This window comes from Pseudomonas sp. PAMC 25886, from assembly GCF_000242655.1.
Lineage (GTDB): Bacteria > Pseudomonadota > Gammaproteobacteria > Pseudomonadales > Pseudomonadaceae > Aquipseudomonas.
This window is the reverse complement of the sequence record NZ_AHHC01000067.1, coordinates 23,846-42,396: the sequence shown is the minus strand read 5'-3', so window position 1 is coordinate 42,396 and position 18,551 is coordinate 23,846. Positions and strand designations below refer to the sequence as shown.

Genomic DNA, 18,551 nt, shown 5'->3' with positions numbered 1-18,551 from the left:
CCTAGGCTGGGCGCGCTGTCGGCACTGGGTTGACCAGTTGCTCGAGCGTCGCGCGATCCAATAATTCGGTGTCCAATTTGATGTAAATGGCCGCCTCTTCAGCAACCACGACTGCATCTGTTACCCCAACGACGGCCTTCAGGCGCTCTACCAGACCGGCTTCACGAATCGCTTCGGGCGATAACGGCAGACGCAGGCTTGTGACGTATGGGGGTTCGCGCATGGTAACAGCAAAGGCCAGCCAAAGTGCAGCCAGCCCGGCGCATCCAAGGAACACAACCGACAAACCGCCATGCTGGAACATCCAGCCGCCCATGATCCCGCCCAGTGCAGAACCGAGGAACTGGCTGGTGGAATACACGCCCATCGCCGTGCCTTTGCCGCCGGCCGGTGAAACCTTGCTGATCAGCGAAGGCAATGAAGCCTCCAGCAGGTTGAACGCGGTGAAGAACACCACCGTGCCGATCACCAGCGCCCGCAGGCTGTCGCCGAACTGCCAGAAGAATAGCTCAGTGAGCATCAATGTCGCGACGGCGCCCAGCAGAACTCGTTTCATTTTGCGTTTCTTCTCGCCGTAGATGATGAACGGGATCATGGCAAAGAACGAAATCAGCAGCGCAGTCAGGTAGACCCACCAGTGCTGCTCCTTGGGCAGCCCGGCTTTTTGCACCAGGGCCAGGGGCAAGGCGACGAAGCTGCACATCAGCATCGCGTGTAATACGAAGATACCCAAATCCAGGCGGAGCAGGTCCGGGTGCTTGAGCGTGGGCAGCAGCGCCTGTTTCGCCACGCCGGATTCACGGTGCTGCAACGGCCCGGTGGAACGCGGCACCATGAAGGCGACGATCACGATGCCGAACAACGCCATGCCACCGGTGGCCAGGAACAGGCCGTGCAAGCCGAACGCGCGGGTCAGCAGCGGGCCAACCACCATCGCCACGGCAAACGAAAGACCGATGGTCATGCCGATCATGGCCATGGCCTTGGTGCGGTGTTGTTCGCGGGTCAGGTCGGAAAGCAGTGCCATGACGGCGGCGGAAATCGCCCCCGCGCCTTGCAGGACACGCCCGGCGATCACGCCCCAGATCGAGTCGGCATTGGCGGCGAGCACGCTGCCCAGGGCGAAGACGATCAGCCCCAGGTAGATCACCGGCCGGCGGCCGATGCGGTCGGAAATGATCCCGAACGGAATCTGAAACAGCGCCTGGGTCAGGCCATAGGCGCCAATCGCCAGGCCGATCAGGGCCGGGGTCGCTCCTGCGAGATCCATTCCATAGGTCGCCAGCACCGGCAACACCATAAACATGCCAAGCATACGGAAGGCGAACACCAGGGCCAGACCGCTTGCTGCGCGGGTCTCGCTGCCACTCATGCGTTCGCTGTGGGGATCGTGCATGGAAAAACCTCGTGTGAACCGGCGGCGATTCTACCAGTCCCATCGATTGAGAGGGTATATGCGGCGCTTTGCCGCGCAGCTTTCATGTAAGGCTGCACCCGGCACTTTGACAGTGTATATTCATCCAGTCTTTAGCCGTATACTCCTGCATTATTTTACGCCCGCCGTGCGAGGCCATCTTGGACAAGATCCTGATTCGTGGGGCTCGAACCCACAACCTGAAGAACATCGACCTGACCCTGCCACGGGACAAACTGATCGTCATCACCGGCTTGTCCGGGTCCGGCAAGTCGTCCCTGGCGTTTGACACGCTGTACGCCGAAGGCCAGCGCCGCTACGTGGAATCCCTGTCGGCCTATGCCCGCCAGTTCCTGTCGATGATGGAAAAGCCCGACGTCGACACCATTGAAGGCCTGTCGCCAGCGATCTCCATCGAACAGAAATCGACGTCCCACAACCCGCGCTCCACCGTGGGCACCATCACCGAGATCTACGACTACCTGCGCCTGCTGTATGCCCGCGTGGGTATTCCCCGCTGCCCGGACCACGACATTCCCCTGGAAGCCCAGACCGTCAGCCAGATGGTCGACCTGGTGCTGGCCCAGCCGGAAGGCGCCAAGCTGATGCTGCTGGCACCGGTGATTCGCGAGCGCAAGGGTGAACACCTTTCCGTCTTTGAAGAGCTGCGTGCCCAAGGTTTCGTGCGGGCCCGGATCAACGGCAAGCTCTACGAGCTGGACGAAGCGCCGAAGCTGGACAAACAGAAGAAGCACTCGATTGATGTGGTGGTCGACCGGTTCAAGGTGCGTGCCGACTTGCAGCAGCGCCTGGCGGAATCGTTCGAGACCGCGTTGAAGCTGGCCGACGGCATTGCCCTGGTGGCGCCGATGGACGACGAACCCGGCGAAGAAATCATCTTCTCCGCGCGCTTCGCCTGCCCGATCTGCGGCCATGCCATCAGCGAGCTGGAACCGAAACTGTTTTCCTTCAACAACCCGGCCGGCGCCTGCCCGACCTGCGATGGCCTGGGGGTTAAGCAATTCTTCGACATCAAGCGCCTGGTCAACGGTGACCTCACGCTGGCGGAAGGCGCGATACGCGGCTGGGACAGGCGTAACGTCTATTACTTCCAGATGCTGGGTTCGCTGGCGTCGCACTACAAGTTCAGCCTCGAAGTGCCCTTCAACGAGCTGACGGCCGAACACCAGAAATTCATCCTGCATGGCAGCGGTTCGCAGAACGTCGACTTCAAGTACCTGAACGACCGTGGCGATATCGTCAAACGCTCCCACCCGTTCGAAGGCATCGTGCCGAACCTGGAGCGCCGTTACCGCGAGACCGAGTCGGCCAGCGTGCGCGAGGAACTGGCCAAGTTCCTGAGCACCCAGCCGTGCCCGGATTGCCGTGGCACCCGCCTGCGCCGTGAAGCGCGGCATGTATGGGTCGGTGAGAAAACCCTGCCGGCGGTGACCAACCTCCCGATTGGCGATGCCTGCGAATACTTCGGCACGCTGAAGTTGACCGGTCGCCGCGGTGAGATTGCCGACAAGATCCTCAAGGAGATCCGTGAGCGGCTGCAGTTCCTGGTTAACGTAGGCCTGGACTATCTGTCGCTGGACCGCAGCGCCGACACGCTTTCCGGTGGTGAAGCACAGCGGATTCGCCTGGCCAGCCAGATTGGCGCCGGCCTGGTGGGCGTGCTGTACATTCTTGATGAGCCGTCAATTGGCCTGCATCAACGGGACAACGATCGTCTGCTGGGTACACTGAAGCACCTGCGGGACATCGGTAATACGGTGATCGTCGTCGAGCACGATGAAGATGCCATTCGTCTTGCGGACTACGTGGTAGATATCGGCCCGGGCGCCGGTGTGCACGGTGGGCATATTGTCGCCGAGGGCACGCCTGCCGAAGTGATGGCGCATCCTGATTCGTTGACCGGTAAATACCTGTCTGGCCGCGTGAAGATCGCCGTGCCGGCCAAACGTACGCCGCGCAACAAGAAGATGGCACTGCACCTCAAGGGCGCGCGTGGCAACAACTTGCGCAATGTTGATCTGGAGATCCCATTGGGGCTGCTGACCTGCGTGACTGGTGTATCCGGGTCGGGCAAGTCGACACTGATCAACAACACGCTGTTTCCATTGAGCGCCACAGCGCTGAACGGTGCGACCACCCTGGAAGCCGCCGCTCACGACAGCATCAAAGGCCTTGAGCATCTGGACAAGGTGGTCGATATCGACCAAAGCCCGATTGGGCGCACGCCGCGCTCCAACCCGGCGACCTACACCGGCCTGTTCACGCCGATTCGCGAGCTGTTCGCCGGTGTGCCGGAGTCGCGCTCCCGTGGCTACGGGCCTGGCCGGTTCTCGTTCAACGTCAAGGGCGGGCGCTGCGAGGCGTGCCAGGGCGATGGCTTGATCAAGGTGGAGATGCACTTCCTGCCGGACATCTACGTGCCGTGCGATGTGTGCAAGAGCAAGCGTTACAACCGCGAAACCCTGGAGATCAAGTACAAGGGCAAAAGCATCCACGAAACCCTCGAGATGACGATCGAGGAAGCCCGGGTGTTCTTTGATGCGGTACCGGCTCTGGCGCGCAAGCTGCAGACACTGATGGATGTTGGCCTGTCGTACATCAAGCTGGGTCAGTCGGCGACCACGTTATCGGGTGGTGAGGCGCAGCGGGTCAAGCTGTCTCGCGAGCTGTCCAAGCGTGATACCGGCAAGACCCTGTATATCCTCGATGAGCCGACCACGGGCCTGCACTTTGCGGATATTCAGCAACTGCTGGACGTGCTGCACCGCTTGCGCGACCACGGCAACACGGTGGTGGTGATCGAGCACAACCTGGACGTGATCAAGACCGCCGACTGGCTGGTGGACCTTGGACCGGAAGGCGGCTCCAAAGGTGGGCAAATCATTGCGGTCGGCACACCGGAGCAAGTGTCTGAGATGAAGCAATCTCATACCGGCTTCTACCTCAAGCCTTTGCTGGCCCGCGACAAGGACTGATTATTCAGGCCCACGAAAAAGCCCCTGTCACCGTGTAGGTGACAGGGGCTTTTTTGTAGCCGGGAGAATCAGAACTGCGATTGCAGGTAGTTCTCCAGGCCAATCAACTTGATCAGGCCCAACTGCTTTTCCAGCCAGTAAGTGTGATCTTCTTCGGTGTCATTCAACTGCACCCGCAGGATTTCCCGCGTGACGTAGTCGTTGTGCTGCTCGCAGAGCTCAATGCCCTTGCAGAGCGCGGCACGGACCTTGTATTCAAGGCGCAAGTCGCTGGCGAGCATCTCGGGCACCGTGGTGCCGGTGTCCAGGTCGTCGGGACGCATACGTGGCGTGCCTTCGAGCATCAGGATACGGCGCATCAGTGCGTCGGCGTGCTGTGCCTCTTCTTCCATTTCATGGTTGATACGCTCGTAGAGCTCAGTAAAGCCCCAGTCTTCGTACATCCGCGAGTGAATGAAATATTGGTCACGAGCAGCCAGTTCGCCCGTCAGCAACGTGTTGAGGTAATCGATTACGTCGGGGTGACCTTGCATCGCCCTACATCTCCCTGCTTGAAAGTCTGTAGTTTGAACCATGATGACCCGGAGGTCACGGGACCAACGGCAGAAAAGTGAAGATTTCCGGTGAAAAATAGCTGAAATAACGCAAAAACCGCCCAAATGAGGGCGGTTCTGCTTATCGTTTAGAGTTAGTTAAGCGATACACCCAGTGCAGATGCAATCCCTTCTCCATAAGCAGGATCTGCCTTGAAGAAGTACTGCAACTGGCGCTGAACCACGTCGCTGGAAACACCTGCCATGGCGCCTGCGATGTTGTTGATCAACAGGGCTTTCTGCTCATCGTTCATCAGGCGGAACAGCGCACCTGCGTGGCTGAAGTAATCGGTGTCTTCGCGGTGATCGTAACGGTCTGCCGCGCCGTTCAGGGCCAACGCCGGCTCGGCATACTGCGGTGCCTGCTTCGGTGCATCGGCGAAGCTGTTTGGCTCGTAGTTGGGAGCCGCGCCGCCATTGCTGCCAAATGCCATCGAACCATCGCGCTGGTAGCTGTTAACCGGGCTACGTGGTGCGTTCACCGGTAGATGCTGGTGGTTGGTGCCTACACGGTAGCGGTGGGCATCCGCGTAAGCGAACACACGACCTTGCAGCATACGATCTGGCGACAAGCCAACACCTGGGACCATGTTGCTTGGACCGAACGCAGCCTGCTCAACTTCAGCAAAGTAGTTCTGCGGGTTGCGGTTCAGTTCCAGTTCACCGACTTCGATCAGCGGGAACTCTTTCTGCGACCAGGTCTTGGTCACGTCGAACGGGTTTTCGTAATGAGCATTGGCCTGGGCTTCAGTCATGATCTGGATGCACACGCGCCATTTCGGGAAATCACCACGCTCGATTGCCCCAAACAGGTCACGTTGGGCGTAATCAGGGTCGGTACCCGCCAGGCGTGCAGCGTCAGCAGGCGCCAGGTTCTTGATGCCTTGCTTGGTTTTGTAGTGCCACTTCACCCAGTGACGCTCGCCGCGGGCGTTGATCAGGCTGTAGGTGTGGCTGCCAAAGCCATGCATGTGACGGTAGCCGTCGGGGATGCCACGGTCCGAAAACAGGATGGTGACCTGGTGCAGCGCCTCAGGGGAGTGCGACCAGAAGTCCCACATCATCTGTGCACTTTTCAGGTTGCTTTGCGGCAGGCGCTTTTGGGTGTGGATGAAGTCCGGGAATTTAAGTGGATCACGGATGAAGAACACCGGGGTGTTGTTGCCCACGATGTCCCAGTTGCCTTCTTCGGTGTAAAACTTCAAGGCGAAACCACGCGGGTCGCGCTCGGTATCAGCCGAACCCCGTTCGCCACCTACGGTAGAGAAACGCAGGAACGTCGGCGTTTGTTTGCCCACGGCCTCGAACAGCTTGGCACTGGTGTACTGAGTAATGTCTTGGGTGACGGTGAAGGTACCGTAAGCGCCCGAACCTTTAGCGTGGACACGACGCTCAGGAATGTTTTCACGATTGAAGTGGGCGAGCTTCTCGATCAGGTGAAAATCGTCGAGCAGCAATGGACCGCGCGGGCCGGCGGAGCGGGAGTTCTGGTTATCGGCAACGGGAGCACCGCTGGCGGTAGTAAGGGTTTTATTCTGGCTCATGCTCAATCTTCCTCAGGTCAGACTCGAAACTGCCGGCTAATCGGCTTGGAGGGAGTATTGACCAGGAAGGTGACACCTTCAAATTCATTAAATCATGAGCTTCGATAGAATTTAACTAACGAACTATCCAAGCGGATAGTTAAAAGCGACTTAATAAGTCGAATGAGCCGTTGCTGAGGTACTTCCAGATTTACAGCGCGCACAAAAAACCGGGCACTGGGCCCGGTTCTTCGTTACAGACTGACGTCTTACTCAGCGGATACAGCTTCACCGCCAACTGGACGATCGATCAGCTCAACGTACGCCATAGGCGCGTTGTCACCAGCGCGGAAGCCGCACTTGAGGATGCGCAGGTAGCCACCCTCACGGGTAGCGTAACGCTTGCCCAGGTCGTTGAAGAGCTTACCAACGATAGCTTTCGAACGAGTACGGTCGAAAGCCAGACGGCGGTTAGCCAGGCTGTCTGTCTTGGCCAAAGTAATCAGCGGCTCAGCAACGCGACGCAGTTCTTTAGCTTTCGGCAGTGTAGTTTTGATCAGCTCGTGCTCGAACAGCGACACCGCCATGTTCTGGAACATAGCCTTACGGTGCGAGCTGGTACGGCTCAGGTGACGACCACTTTTACGATGACGCATGGTTCATTCCTTACCAAACTCACGTTCGGTGATTACGACGATCAGGCAGTCGCCTTGTCGTCCTTCTTAAGACTTGCAGGCGGCCAGTTGTCGAGGCGCATGCCGAGGGACAGACCGCGGGAGGCCAGAACGTCCTTGATTTCAGTCAAGGATTTCTTGCCCAGGTTCGGAGTCTTCAACAGTTCTACTTCGGTGCGCTGAATCAGATCGCCGATGTAGTAAATGTTTTCCGCCTTAAGGCAGTTAGCCGAACGTACAGTCAGTTCCAGATCGTCAACCGGGCGAAGCAGGATCGGATCGATCTCGTCTTCCTGCTCGATTACCACTGGTTCGCTGTCACCCTTGAGGTCGACGAACGCAGCCAACTGCTGTTGCAGAATGGTTGCAGCGCGGCGGATAGCCTCTTCAGGATCCAGAGTACCGTTGGTTTCCAGATCAATAACCAGCTTGTCCAGGTTAGTACGCTGTTCGACACGGGCGTTTTCCACCACGTATGCGATACGGCGAACCGGGCTGAACGAAGAGTCAAGCTGCAAGCGACCAATGCTGCGGCTTTCGTCTTCATCGCTCTGACGCGAGTCGGCCGGTTCATAACCACGACCACGAGCTACGGTGAGCTTCATGTTCAGGGCGCCGTTAGACGCCAGGTTAGCGATTACGTGATCGGGATTAACGATCTCGACATCATGATCCAGCTGAATATCGGCAGCGGTAACCACCCCCGAACCCTTCTTCGACAAGGTCAGCGTAACTTCGTCACGGCCGTGCAGCTTGATAGCCAGACCTTTAAGGTTCAACAGGATTTCAATTACGTCTTCCTGTACACCTTCGATGGCGCTGTACTCGTGGAGCACACCGTCAATCTCGGCCTCGACTACTGCACAGCCGGGCATTGAGGACAACAGGATGCGGCGCAGCGCGTTGCCCAGGGTGTGGCCAAAACCACGCTCGAGAGGCTCGAGAGTGATCTTGGCGCGGGTTGGACTGACAACCTGCACATCAATGTGACGGGGTGTCAGGAACTCATTTACCGAAATCTGCATGGATGCACCTATTTTCTAGCCCTTACTTGGAGTAGAGCTCGACAATCAGGCTTTCGTTGATGTCGGCGGACAGATCACTGCGAGCAGGAACGTTCTTGAAAACGCCCGACTTCTTCTCAGTGTCTACTTCTACCCATTCTACGCGGCCACGTTGGGCACACAGATCGAGAGCTTGGACAATGCGAAGTTGATTTTTTGCTTTCTCGCGAATCGCGACCACGTCACCAGCACGAACCTGGTACGACGGGACGTTAACGGTTTGGCCGTTTACGCTGACGGATTTGTGCGATACCAGCTGACGGGATTCGGCACGAGTCGAACCAAAGCCCATACGGTATACAACGTTGTCCAGACGGCATTCGAGCAGTTGCAGCAGGTTTTCACCGGTTGCACCTTTCTTGCCAGCAGCTTCTTTGTAGTAGCCGCTGAACTGACGCTCGAGAACGCCGTAGATACGACGGACCTTCTGCTTTTCACGCAGTTGGGTGCCGTAATCGGACTGGCGACCGCGGCGTTGGCCGTGGATACCAGGTGCTGCTTCAATGTTGCACTTCGATTCGATCGCGCGCACGCCGCTCTTCAGAAAGAGATCGGTGCCTTCACGACGAGCGAGTTTGCATTTTGGACCAATGTAACGAGCCATTCTTTACAATCTCCTGGATTACACGCGGCGCTTCTTCGGCGGACGGCACCCGTTGTGCGGGATTGGCGTCACGTCGGTGATGCTGGCGATCTTATAGCCACAGCCGTTCAATGCACGGACAGCAGACTCACGACCTGGACCTGGACCTTTGACGTTAACGTCGAGGTTTTTCAGGCCATATTCCAGCGCAGCTTGACCAGCACGTTCAGCAGCTACTTGAGCAGCAAACGGGGTGGACTTGCGGGAACCGCGGAAACCCGAACCACCGGAGGTAGCCCAAGAAAGCGCGTTACCTTGACGGTCGGTGATGGTCACGATTGTGTTGTTAAAAGATGCATGGATGTGGGCGATGCCATCAACCACTGTCTTTTTAACTTTTTTACGAGGACGAGCAGCAGGTTTTGCCATGATTAATTTCCTGTCGATTCGCGTGGGCGATTACTTGCGGATCGGCTTACGCGGACCTTTACGGGTACGCGCGTTAGTCTTGGTACGCTGACCGCGTACTGGAAGACCACGACGATGACGCAGACCACGGTAGCAACCGAGGTCCATCAAACGCTTGATTTTCATGTTGATTTCGCGACGCAGGTCACCTTCAGTGGTGAACTTCGCCACTTCGCCACGCAACAGCTCAATCTGCTCGTCGCTCAGATCTTTGATCTTTGCGGCTGGGTTTACCCCAGTATCTGCACAAATTTTCTGCGCAGTAGTGCGACCAACACCATAGATGTAGGTCAGCGAGATAACAGTGTGCTTGTTATCTGGAATGTTAACGCCTGCAATACGGGCCATTCAGTGGGACTCCAATTGACAGCTACCTACGCCCCGGAAGCCAAGAAATAGGGCGCGAGATAATATCGCTGTAATAACAAATAATCAACCCGGCAGCGCACTAGCTGCCGGGCTTCAAGCGGATCACACTCAGCCTTGGCGCTGTTTGTGACGCGGTTCCGCGCTGCAAATTACTCGAACAACACCTTCGCGGCGAATAATCTTGCAGTTACGGCACAGCTTTTTCACCGATGCACGAACTTTCATCACCAACTCCTCGAACCTTATGGGTACTCAGCGCAACATGCCGCTGCCGTAACCCTTCAGGTTGGCTTTCTTCATCAGGGATTCGTACTGGTGCGAAACGAGGTGCGATTGTACTTGGGACATGAAGTCCATCACAACCACGACGACGATCAGCAACGAGGTCCCGCCAAGGTAGAACGGAACGTTTGCTGCAACCACCAGGAACTGGGGCAACAAGCACACGGCCGTCATATATAGAGCACCGAACATGGTCAAGCGAGTCAAAACGCCATCAATGTAGCGCGCCGACTGCTCACCTGGACGAATGCCCGGAATAAAGGCACCGGACTTCTTCAGGTTTTCCGCTACGTCTTTCGGATTGAACATCAACGCCGTATAGAAGAAGCAGAAGAAAATAATCCCTGCACTAAACAGCAGAATATTCAACGGCTGACCAGGAGCGATCGACTGCGAGATGTCCTGCAACCAGCCCATACCTTCAGACTGACCGAACCAGGCACCCAACGAAGCCGGAAACAGCAAAATGCTGCTCGCGAAAATGGCAGGAATAACCCCAGCCATGTTCACTTTCAGCGGCAAGTGGCTGGTCTGCGCGGCAAAGACCTTGCGGCCCTGCTGACGCTTGGCGTAGTGAACAGCAATACGACGCTGGCCACGCTCAATGAACACCACAAAACCGATAATCGCTACTGCCAACAAACCGATGGCAACCAGGGCGAAGATGTTGATATCACCCTGACGTGCAGACTCGAAAGACTGCCCAATCGCTCTCGGAAGACCGGCAACGATACCTGCGAAAATCAACATCGAGATACCGTTACCAACACCACGCTCAGTAATCTGCTCACCCAGCCACATCATGAACATCGCACCAGCCACAAAAGTGGATACCGCGACGAAATGGAAGCCAAAGTCACCAGTGAACGCAACACCCTGCCCGGCCAGACCAACGGACATGCCGATAGCCTGGACCAGGGCGAGGATGACAGTGCCGTAGCGGGTGTACTGGCTTATCTTGCGACGGCCAGCTTCACCTTCCTTCTTCAACTGCTCCAACTGCGGGCTAACGGCGGTCATCAGTTGCATGATGATCGATGCCGAGATGTACGGCATGATCCCCAGTGCAAAGATGCTCATCCGTTCCAGCGCGCCGCCGGAAAACATGTTGAACAAGCTAAGAATGGTCCCCTCATTCTGTCGAAACAGGTCTGCGAGTCGGTCCGGGTTGATACCTGGAACCGGGATGTGTGCGCCTATTCGGTAGACGATAATCGCCAGGAACAGAAAACGCAGACGAGCCCAAAGTTCAGACATACCGCCTTTGCCGAGCGCTGAGAGAGCACCTTGCTTAGCCATTTATTCCTCGAACTTGCCGCCAGCTGCTTCGATAGCCGAACGCGCACCTTTGGTGGCGCCGATTCCCTTGCCGATAGTGACAGCGCGAGTCACTTCACCGGACAGCATGATTTTCACACGCTGTACGTTGACGTTGATCACGTTGGCATCTTTCAGGGTCTGCACGGTAACGATGTCGCCTTCCACTTTGGCCAGCTCGGACAGACGCACTTCTGCGCGGTCCATGGCTTTCAGGGAAACGAAACCGAACTTCGGCAGGCGACGATGCAGCGGCTGTTGACCGCCTTCAAAGCCTGGAGCGATGGTGCCACCGGAGCGGGAGGACTGACCTTTGTGGCCACGGCCACCGGTCTTGCCCAAACCACTACCGATACCACGGCCCGGACGATGCTTTTCGCGACGGGAACCCGGCGCTGGACTCAGATCATTGAGTTTCATCGATTAACCCTCGACACGCAGCATGTAGTAAGCCTTGTTGATCATCCCGCGATTCTCGGGAGTATCAAGTACTTCTACAGTGTGACCGATGCGACGCAGACCCAAACCCTTAACGCACAATTTGTGGTTAGGGATGCGGCCGGTCATGCTTTTGATCAGCGTTACTTTAACGGTAGCCATGATCAGAAGATCTCCTTGACGCTTTTGCCACGCTTGGCGGCAATGGATTCAGGAGACTGCATTGCTTTCAAACCCTTGAAAGTGGCGTGAACCACGTTTACCGGGTTAGTCGAGCCGTAGCACTTGGCCAGAACGTTCTGAACGCCAGCAACTTCGAGGACAGCACGCATAGCGCCGCCAGCGATGATACCGGTACCTTCAGAAGCAGGCTGCATGTACACCTTCGAAGCGCCGTGAGCGGACTTCATTGCGTACTGCAGAGTGGTGCCGTTCAGATCAACTTGGATCATGTTGCGACGAGCAGCTTCCATTGCCTTCTGGATCGCAGCAGGCACTTCACGTGACTTGCCACGGCCGAAGCCAACGCGCCCTTTACCATCACCCACCACGGTCAACGCGGTGAAAGTGAAGATACGGCCGCCTTTAACGGTTTTGGCTACGCGGTTAACTTGAACCAGCTTCTCAATGTAGCCTTCGTCGCGCTTTTGGTCGTTATTTGACATAACTTAGAACTCCAGCCCAGCTTCACGAGCAGCATCAGCCAGCGCTTTCACGCGACCGTGGTACTTGAAGCCAGAGCGGTCGAAAGCCACTTGCGAGACGCCAGCGGCCTTAGCACGCGTAGCGACCAGCTGGCCAACCTTAGTGGCCGCGTCGATGTTGCCAGTGGCACCATCACGCAGTTCTTTATCCAAAGTCGAGGCGCTTGCCAGGACTTTGTTGCCGTCGGCCGAGATGACCTGGGCGTAGATGTGCTGCGACGAGCGGAACACGCAGAGACGCACGACTTCGAGTTCGTGCATTTTCAGGCGTGCTTTGCGAGCGCGACGCAGTCGAGTAACTTTTTTGTCGGTCATTTGCTATGCCCTACTTCTTCTTGGCTTCTTTACGACGGACGACTTCGTCCGCGTAGCGCACACCTTTGCCTTTGTACGGCTCTGGTGGACGGAAGTCGCGGATCTCAGCGGCCACCTGACCTACCAGCTGCTTATCGATACCCTTGATCAGGATGTCGGTTTGGCTAGGGGTCTCAGCGGTGATGCCTTCCGGCAGTTCGTAATCCACTGGGTGCGAGAAGCCAAGGGCCAGGTTCAGAACCGTGCCTTTTGCTTGCGCTTTGTAACCAACACCGACCAGCTGGAGCTTACGCTCGAAGCCTTGGCTTACGCCTTGGACCATGTTGTTTACCAACGCACGAGTGGTACCGGCCATTGCGCGAGTTTGTTGATCGCCATTGCGAGCAGCAAAACGCAGCTCACCAGCTTCTTCAACGACCTCAACGGACGAATGGATGTTCAGTTCCAGAGTGCCCTTGGCACCCTTCACCGAAAGCTGGCCACCTGCGAATTTGACTTCGACACCGGCTGGCAGCTTAACGGGGTTCTTAGCGACGCGTGACATGCTTATCCCCCCTTAGAACACTGTGCAAAGAACTTCGCCGCCGACACCGGCAGCGCGCGCAGCACGATCCGTCATCACACCTTTGTTGGTGGAGACGATAGACACACCGAGACCGCCACGAACTTTTGGCAGATCATCGACGGACTTGTACTGACGCAGGCCTGGACGGCTAACGCGCTTCACTTCCTCGATGACCGGACGGCCTTCGAAGTACTTCAGCTCGATGGACAGCAGTGGCTTGATTTCGCTGCTGATCTGATAACCCGCAATGTAGCCTTCGTCTTTCAGGACTTTGGCAACAGCAACCTTCAACGTGGAAGATGGCATGCTTACGACGGACTTTTCAGCCATCTGGGCATTACGGATACGAGTTAGCATGTCCGCTAACGGGTCCTGCATACTCATGGGCTAGACGCTCCTAATACAAAAAAATTAGCCTTGCGGCTACATATGTCACCGAGAATCTCCGGGCATAAAACACACGGGCTCAGGCGAGCCGCGTATTTTAGACACACTCCGGAAATGAAACAAGCCCCAAAAGGGGCTTGTTCCAGATTCTAGGCCACCGGTGGTCAGTATCTTGCGATCCTGACCACTGCGACTTCGAAAGTACTTACCAGCTGGCTTTAACCAGACCTGGTACGTCACCACGCATTGCCGCTTCACGCAGTTTGTTACGGCCGAGGCCGAACTTGCGGTAAACGCCGTGTGGACGACCGGTCAGGCGGCAGCGGTTACGCATGCGCGAAGCGCTTGCGTCACGTGGCTGCTTCTGCAGAGCAACTGTAGCTTCCCAACGCGCTTCTGGACTTGCGTTCAGATCAACGATGATTGCTTTCAGTGCTGCACGCTTCTTGGCGTACTTGGCAACCGTGAGCTGACGCTTCAGCTCGCGGTTTTTCATGCTCATCTTGGCCATGGTCCTACTCCAATCAGTTGCGGAACGGGAATTTGAACGCACGCAGCAGAGCGCGGCCTTCATCATCGTTCTTGGCAGTGGTGGTCAGGGTGATGTCCAGACCGCGGAGAGCATCGATCTTGTCGTAGTCGATTTCCGGGAAGATGATCTGCTCTTTAACGCCCATGCTGTAGTTACCACGACCATCGAAGGACTTGGCATTCAGGCCGCGGAAGTCGCGAACCCGAGGCAGGGAGATCGACAGCAGACGATCCAGGAATTCGTACATACGCTCACGGCGCAGAGTCACTTTGACGCCGATCGGCCAACCTTCACGGACTTTAAAGCCAGCGATGGATTTCCGAGCGTAGGTCACAACGACTTTTTGGCCGGTGATCTTTTCCAGGTCAGCAACAGCGTGCTCGATGACTTTTTTGTCGCCGATCGCTTCGCCCAGACCCATGTTCAGGGTGATTTTGGTAACGCGCGGAACTTCCATCACGTTCGAAAGCTTAAGTTCTTCCTTAAGTTTCGGTGCGATTTCCTTCCGGTAAATCTCTTTTAGTCGTGCCATGGTCTTCTACCTAGCAGTGTTCAAGCATCAACCGCTTTTTGGGTCGACTTGAAGACACGAATTTTCTTACCGTCTTCTACTTTGAAACCAACGCGGTCAGCCTTGTTGGTTTCGCCGTTGAAGATGGCGACGTTAGAAGCGTGCAGTGGCGCTTCTTTCTCGACGATACCGCCTTGTACGCCCGACATCGGGTTAGGCTTGGTATGACGCTTGACCAGGTTCAGACCACCAACGACCAGACGGTCATCAGCAAGAACCTTCAGCACCTTACCGCGCTTACCTTTGTCTTTGCCGGCGATCACGATGATCTCGTCGTCACGACGAATCTTTTGCATGTCGGATCTCCTTACAGCACTTCTGGGGCGAGCGAGACGATCTTCATGAACTTCTCAGTACGAAGTTCACGGGTCACTGGCCCAAAGATACGGGTGCCGATCGGCTCTTGCTTGTTGTTCAGAAGAACAGCAGCGTTGCCATCAAAGCGGATAATGGAGCCATCTGCACGGCGTACGCCGTGACGAGTGCGGACTACAACAGCAGTCATCACTTGGCCTTTTTTCACTTTACCGCGAGGAATTGCTTCCTTCACGGTAACTTTGATGATGTCACCGATACCAGCGTAACGACGATGGGAGCCACCCAGCACCTTGATGCACATAACGCGGCGTGCGCCGCTGTTATCGGCCACATCGAGCATGGATTGAGTCTGAATCATATAATTTCTCCGACCCCTAGTCCTTAGACTTCCACAGCGCGTTCGAGAACATCAACCAGGGCCCAAGACTTGGTCTTGGCCAACGGACGAGTTTCACGAATAGTGACTTTGTCGCCGATGTGGCACTGGTTGGTTTCGTCGTGCGCGTGCAGCTTAGTCGAACGCTTAACGTATTTACCGTAGATCGGGTGCTTAACGCGACGCTCGATCAAAACGGTGATGGTTTTGTCCATCTTGTCGCTGACAACACGGCCAGTCAGCGTACGGACAGTCTTTTCGGCTTCAGCCATGATCACTTACCTGCCTGCTGGTTGAGCACAGTCTTCACGCGAGCGATGTCACGCTTAACTTGCGAGAGCAGATGAGACTGCCCCAACTGGCCAGTTGCTTTCTGCATACGCAGATTGAACTGGTCGCGCAGCAGGCCGAGCAGTTGCTCGTTCAGCTGCTGTGCGGATTTTTCACGAAGTTCATTCGCTTTCATCACATCACCGTCCGTTTAACAAAGGAGGTGGCGAGCGGCAGCTTTGCAGCAGCCAGGGCGAAAGCCTCACGCGCCAGCTCTTCAGTAACACCCTCGATTTCATACAGGACTTTGCCTGGCTGAATCTGGGCAACCCAATATTCCACGTTACCCTTACCTTTACCCATCCGAACTTCGAGGGGCTTTTTGGAGATAGGCTTGTCCGGGAATACACGGATCCAGATCTTGCCGCCACGTTTAACGTGACGGGTCAGAGCACGACGCGCTGACTCGATCTGACGAGCGGTGAGACGACCACGAGCTACAGACTTCAGCGCATACTCGCCGAAGCTGACTTTGCTACCGCGCTGAGCCAGACCACGGTTGTGGCCTGTCATCTGCTTGCGGAACTTCGTACGCTTTGGTTGCAACATTTGGCGTACCCCTTACTTAGCAGCTTTTTTACGAGGCGCTGGTGCTTGTGGTTTCAGTTCTTCTTGGCGACCACCAATTACTTCGCCTTTGAAGATCCAAACCTTTACACCGATCACACCGTAAGTGGTGTGAGCTTCGTAGTTGGCATAGTCGATGTCGGCACGCAGGGTGTGCAGTGGCACACGACCTTCGCGATACCATTCAGTACGTGCGATTTCAGCACCGCCGAGACGACCGCTCACTTGGATTTTGATGCCTTTGGCACCAATGCGCATGGCGTTCTGTACTGCGCGCTTCATAGCGCGACGGAACATTACGCGACGCTCCAGCTGCTGAGCTACGCTCTGCGCAACCAGCATACCGTCGAGCTCCGGCTTGCGGATCTCTTCGATATTGATGTGCACAGGCACACCCATTTGCTTGGTCAGGTCCTGACGCAGTTTCTCAACATCTTCACCTTTCTTCCCGATAACGATACCTGGACGAGCGGTGTGGATGGTGATACGTGCAGTTTGAGCAGGACGATGGATATCGATACGGCTCACGGACGCGCTTTTTAGTTTGTCTTGGAGATACTCACGCACCTTCAGATCAGCGAACAAGTAGTCCGCATAAGTCCGACCGTCTGCGTACCAGACGGAGGTGTGCTCCTTGACGATTCCCAGGCGAATGCCAATGGGATGTACTTTCTGACCCATCTCTTCGACTCCGTTACTTGTCAGCAACCTTGACAGTGATATGGCAAGACCGCTTGACGATGCGATCAGCTCGGCCTTTGGCACGAGGCATGATGCGCTTCAGCGAACGCCCTTCGTTGACGAAAACGGTGCTGACCTTCAGGTCATCAACGTCTGCGCCTTCGTTGTGCTCGGCGTTGGCTACGGCCGACTCCAGCACTTTCTTGATGATCTCGGCGGCTTTCTTACTGCTGAAAGCCAACAGGTTGAGCGCTTCGCCCACCTTCTTCCCGCGGATCTGGTCGGCGACCAAGCGGGCTTTCTGGGCGGAGATTCGAGCGCCCGACAACTTAGCGGCTACTTCCATCGTTCCTTACCCCTTAACGCTTGGCTTTCTTGTCTGCCACGTGCCCACGATATGTGCGGGTACCGGCAAACTCGCCTAGTTTGTGGCCGACCATGTCTTCGTTCACGAGAACTGGAACATGTTGACGACCGTTATGCACTGCAATGGTCAAACCGACCATTTGTGGCAGGATCATCGAACGACGCGACCAGGTTTTCACCGGTTTGCGATCGTTCTTTTCCGCCGCCACTTCGATCTTCTTCAGTAGGTGAAGATCAATAAAAGGACCTTTTTTCAGAGAACGTGGCACTGTCGTATCCCTCTATTTACTTGCGACGACGGACGATCATTTTGTCGGTACGCTTATTACCACGAGTCTTCGCGCCCTTAGTCGGGAAGCCCCATGGCGATACCGGATGACGACCACCAGAGGTACGACCTTCACCACCACCGTGTGGGTGGTCAACCGGGTTCATGGCAACACCACGAACGGTTGGGCGAACGCCACGCCAGCGTTTGGCACCAGCTTTACCCAGCGAACGCAGGCTGTGCTCGGAGTTCGAGACTTCGCCCAGGGTCGCACGGCACTCAGCCAGTACTTTACGCATTTCACCAGAGCGCAGACGCAGGGTCACGTAGACACCTTCACGAGCGATCAGCTGAGCCGAAGCACCAGCGGAACGAGCGATTTGCGCGCCTTTACCCGGCTTCAATTCGATGCCGTGTACGGTGCTACCAACTGGAATGTTGCGCAGTTGCAGAGCGTTGCCCGGCTTGATCGGTGCCAAAGCACCTGCGATCAGCTGGTCACCAGCACTCACGCCTTTAGGGGCGATGATGTAGCGACGCTCGCCATCTGCGTACAGCAGCAGAGCGATGTGAGCAGTACGGTTTGGATCGTATTCGATACGCTCGACAGTGGCAGCGATGCCATCTTTGTCGTTGCGACGGAAGTCGACCAGACGATAATGCTGCTTATGGCCACCACCGATGTGACGAGTGGTAATACGACCATTGTTGTTACGACCACCAGTCTTCGATTTCTTCTCGAGCAGCGGTGCGTGAGGAGCGCCTTTATGCAGCTCCTGGTTGACCACCTTGACCACAAAACGGCGGCCAGGGGAAGTCGGTTTGCATTTAACGATTGCCATGATGCACC

The 18,551-nt window shown here is 56.3% G+C and carries 28 protein-coding genes; 1 reads left to right on the top strand and 27 read right to left on the bottom strand.

From position 1 onward, the window contains the following. Position 1: 1 nt before the first annotated feature. Entirely contained in the window at positions 2 to 1,396 is a 1,395-nt protein-coding gene (locus MUM_RS0122990; protein WP_010174606.1) for an MFS transporter, read from the bottom strand. Positions 1,397 to 1,575: 179 nt separating this feature from the next. Between MUM_RS0122990 and uvrA the strand changes: the two genes are divergently transcribed. Continuing rightward, on the top strand, positions 1,576 to 4,410 hold the full coding sequence (gene uvrA / locus MUM_RS0122985; protein WP_010174605.1) for an excinuclease ABC subunit UvrA: 2,835 nt from the start codon (positions 1,576 to 1,578) through the stop codon (positions 4,408 to 4,410). Between the two features lie 68 nt (positions 4,411 to 4,478). Here the strand turns inward: uvrA and bfr are convergent, their stop codons facing one another. From bfr to rplB, 26 genes are all read right to left on the bottom strand, one after another. Beyond that, the gene (gene bfr / locus MUM_RS0122980) at positions 4,479 to 4,943 is read right to left on the bottom strand and encodes a bacterioferritin (protein ID WP_003210048.1); all 465 of its coding nucleotides are present in this window, start codon (positions 4,941 to 4,943) and stop codon (positions 4,479 to 4,481) included. Between the two features lie 155 nt (positions 4,944 to 5,098). Next, a complete protein-coding gene (locus MUM_RS0122975; protein WP_010174604.1) occupies positions 5,099 to 6,547 on the bottom strand; it encodes a catalase in 1,449 nt (482 codons plus the stop codon). A 248-nt stretch (positions 6,548 to 6,795) separates the two neighbouring features. Continuing rightward, the gene (gene rplQ / locus MUM_RS0122970) at positions 6,796 to 7,182 is read right to left on the bottom strand and encodes a 50S ribosomal protein L17 (RefSeq protein WP_003210053.1); all 387 of its coding nucleotides are present in this window, start codon (positions 7,180 to 7,182) and stop codon (positions 6,796 to 6,798) included. Between the two features lie 41 nt (positions 7,183 to 7,223). After that, positions 7,224 to 8,225, bottom strand: coding sequence for a DNA-directed RNA polymerase subunit alpha (locus tag MUM_RS0122965; protein WP_003176403.1), 1,002 nt, complete (start codon positions 8,223 to 8,225; stop codon positions 7,224 to 7,226). 22 nt (positions 8,226 to 8,247) lie between these two features. After that, positions 8,248 to 8,868, bottom strand: coding sequence for a 30S ribosomal protein S4 (rpsD, locus tag MUM_RS0122960; RefSeq protein ID WP_003210056.1), 621 nt, complete (start codon positions 8,866 to 8,868; stop codon positions 8,248 to 8,250). Positions 8,869 to 8,886: 18 nt separating this feature from the next. Beyond that, on the bottom strand, positions 8,887 to 9,276 hold the full coding sequence (gene rpsK, locus MUM_RS0122955; RefSeq protein WP_002555466.1) for a 30S ribosomal protein S11: 390 nt from the start codon (positions 9,274 to 9,276) through the stop codon (positions 8,887 to 8,889). A gap of 30 nt (positions 9,277 to 9,306) precedes the next feature. Then, the gene (gene rpsM / locus MUM_RS0122950; protein WP_003210063.1) at positions 9,307 to 9,663 is read right to left on the bottom strand and encodes a 30S ribosomal protein S13; all 357 of its coding nucleotides are present in this window, start codon (positions 9,661 to 9,663) and stop codon (positions 9,307 to 9,309) included. Between the two features lie 129 nt (positions 9,664 to 9,792). After that, a complete protein-coding gene (gene rpmJ, locus MUM_RS1000000133480; protein WP_002555468.1) occupies positions 9,793 to 9,909 on the bottom strand; it encodes a 50S ribosomal protein L36 in 117 nt (38 codons plus the stop codon). Positions 9,910 to 9,936: 27 nt separating this feature from the next. Beyond that, a complete protein-coding gene (gene secY / locus MUM_RS0122945) occupies positions 9,937 to 11,265 on the bottom strand; it encodes a preprotein translocase subunit SecY (protein ID WP_003210064.1) in 1,329 nt (442 codons plus the stop codon). After that, on the bottom strand, positions 11,266 to 11,703 hold the full coding sequence (gene rplO / locus MUM_RS0122940) for a 50S ribosomal protein L15 (protein ID WP_003210066.1): 438 nt from the start codon (positions 11,701 to 11,703) through the stop codon (positions 11,266 to 11,268). Between the two features lie 3 nt (positions 11,704 to 11,706). Next, positions 11,707 to 11,883, bottom strand: a complete 177-nt coding sequence (rpmD, locus tag MUM_RS0122935; RefSeq protein WP_003186033.1) for a 50S ribosomal protein L30 — start codon at positions 11,881 to 11,883, stop codon at positions 11,707 to 11,709. Positions 11,884 to 11,885: 2 nt separating this feature from the next. Then, positions 11,886 to 12,386, bottom strand: coding sequence for a 30S ribosomal protein S5 (rpsE, locus tag MUM_RS0122930; RefSeq protein ID WP_003186035.1), 501 nt, complete (start codon positions 12,384 to 12,386; stop codon positions 11,886 to 11,888). Between the two features lie 3 nt (positions 12,387 to 12,389). Continuing rightward, positions 12,390 to 12,740 (bottom strand): 50S ribosomal protein L18, encoded by a 351-nt coding sequence (gene rplR, locus MUM_RS0122925; RefSeq protein ID WP_003186037.1) that lies wholly within the window; start codon positions 12,738 to 12,740, stop codon positions 12,390 to 12,392. 10 nt (positions 12,741 to 12,750) lie between these two features. Continuing rightward, positions 12,751 to 13,284 (bottom strand): 50S ribosomal protein L6, encoded by a 534-nt coding sequence (gene rplF / locus MUM_RS0122920; RefSeq protein ID WP_010174584.1) that lies wholly within the window; start codon positions 13,282 to 13,284, stop codon positions 12,751 to 12,753. Positions 13,285 to 13,296: 12 nt separating this feature from the next. Then, positions 13,297 to 13,689, bottom strand: coding sequence for a 30S ribosomal protein S8 (rpsH, locus tag MUM_RS0122915; protein WP_003186040.1), 393 nt, complete (start codon positions 13,687 to 13,689; stop codon positions 13,297 to 13,299). Positions 13,690 to 13,897: 208 nt separating this feature from the next. Further along, a complete protein-coding gene (gene rpsN, locus MUM_RS0122910) occupies positions 13,898 to 14,203 on the bottom strand; it encodes a 30S ribosomal protein S14 (protein WP_003176414.1) in 306 nt (101 codons plus the stop codon). A gap of 13 nt (positions 14,204 to 14,216) precedes the next feature. Then, positions 14,217 to 14,756 (bottom strand): 50S ribosomal protein L5, encoded by a 540-nt coding sequence (gene rplE, locus MUM_RS0122905; protein ID WP_003210069.1) that lies wholly within the window; start codon positions 14,754 to 14,756, stop codon positions 14,217 to 14,219. A gap of 20 nt (positions 14,757 to 14,776) precedes the next feature. After that, a complete protein-coding gene (gene rplX, locus MUM_RS0122900) occupies positions 14,777 to 15,091 on the bottom strand; it encodes a 50S ribosomal protein L24 (RefSeq protein WP_007896770.1) in 315 nt (104 codons plus the stop codon). Positions 15,092 to 15,102: 11 nt separating this feature from the next. Then, positions 15,103 to 15,471, bottom strand: coding sequence for a 50S ribosomal protein L14 (rplN, locus tag MUM_RS0122895; RefSeq protein ID WP_002555479.1), 369 nt, complete (start codon positions 15,469 to 15,471; stop codon positions 15,103 to 15,105). 23 nt (positions 15,472 to 15,494) lie between these two features. Continuing rightward, a complete protein-coding gene (gene rpsQ / locus MUM_RS0122890; protein WP_003176419.1) occupies positions 15,495 to 15,761 on the bottom strand; it encodes a 30S ribosomal protein S17 in 267 nt (88 codons plus the stop codon). A gap of 2 nt (positions 15,762 to 15,763) precedes the next feature. After that, complete coding sequence (gene rpmC / locus MUM_RS0122885; protein ID WP_002555481.1) at positions 15,764 to 15,955, bottom strand: 50S ribosomal protein L29; 192 nt, start codon at positions 15,953 to 15,955, stop codon at positions 15,764 to 15,766. Next, entirely contained in the window at positions 15,955 to 16,368 is a 414-nt protein-coding gene (rplP, locus tag MUM_RS0122880) for a 50S ribosomal protein L16 (protein ID WP_003210075.1), read from the bottom strand. Before rplP ends, rpmC begins: the two co-directional genes overlap by 1 nt. A gap of 12 nt (positions 16,369 to 16,380) precedes the next feature. After that, a complete protein-coding gene (rpsC, locus tag MUM_RS0122875) occupies positions 16,381 to 17,067 on the bottom strand; it encodes a 30S ribosomal protein S3 (protein ID WP_003176422.1) in 687 nt (228 codons plus the stop codon). Between the two features lie 13 nt (positions 17,068 to 17,080). Beyond that, the gene (gene rplV, locus MUM_RS0122870; RefSeq protein WP_003210077.1) at positions 17,081 to 17,413 is read right to left on the bottom strand and encodes a 50S ribosomal protein L22; all 333 of its coding nucleotides are present in this window, start codon (positions 17,411 to 17,413) and stop codon (positions 17,081 to 17,083) included. A 13-nt stretch (positions 17,414 to 17,426) separates the two neighbouring features. After that, complete coding sequence (gene rpsS / locus MUM_RS0122865; protein WP_002555486.1) at positions 17,427 to 17,702, bottom strand: 30S ribosomal protein S19; 276 nt, start codon at positions 17,700 to 17,702, stop codon at positions 17,427 to 17,429. A gap of 16 nt (positions 17,703 to 17,718) precedes the next feature. After that, positions 17,719 to 18,543, bottom strand: coding sequence for a 50S ribosomal protein L2 (gene rplB, locus MUM_RS0122860; RefSeq protein WP_003210080.1), 825 nt, complete (start codon positions 18,541 to 18,543; stop codon positions 17,719 to 17,721). Positions 18,544 to 18,551 lie beyond the last annotated feature (8 nt).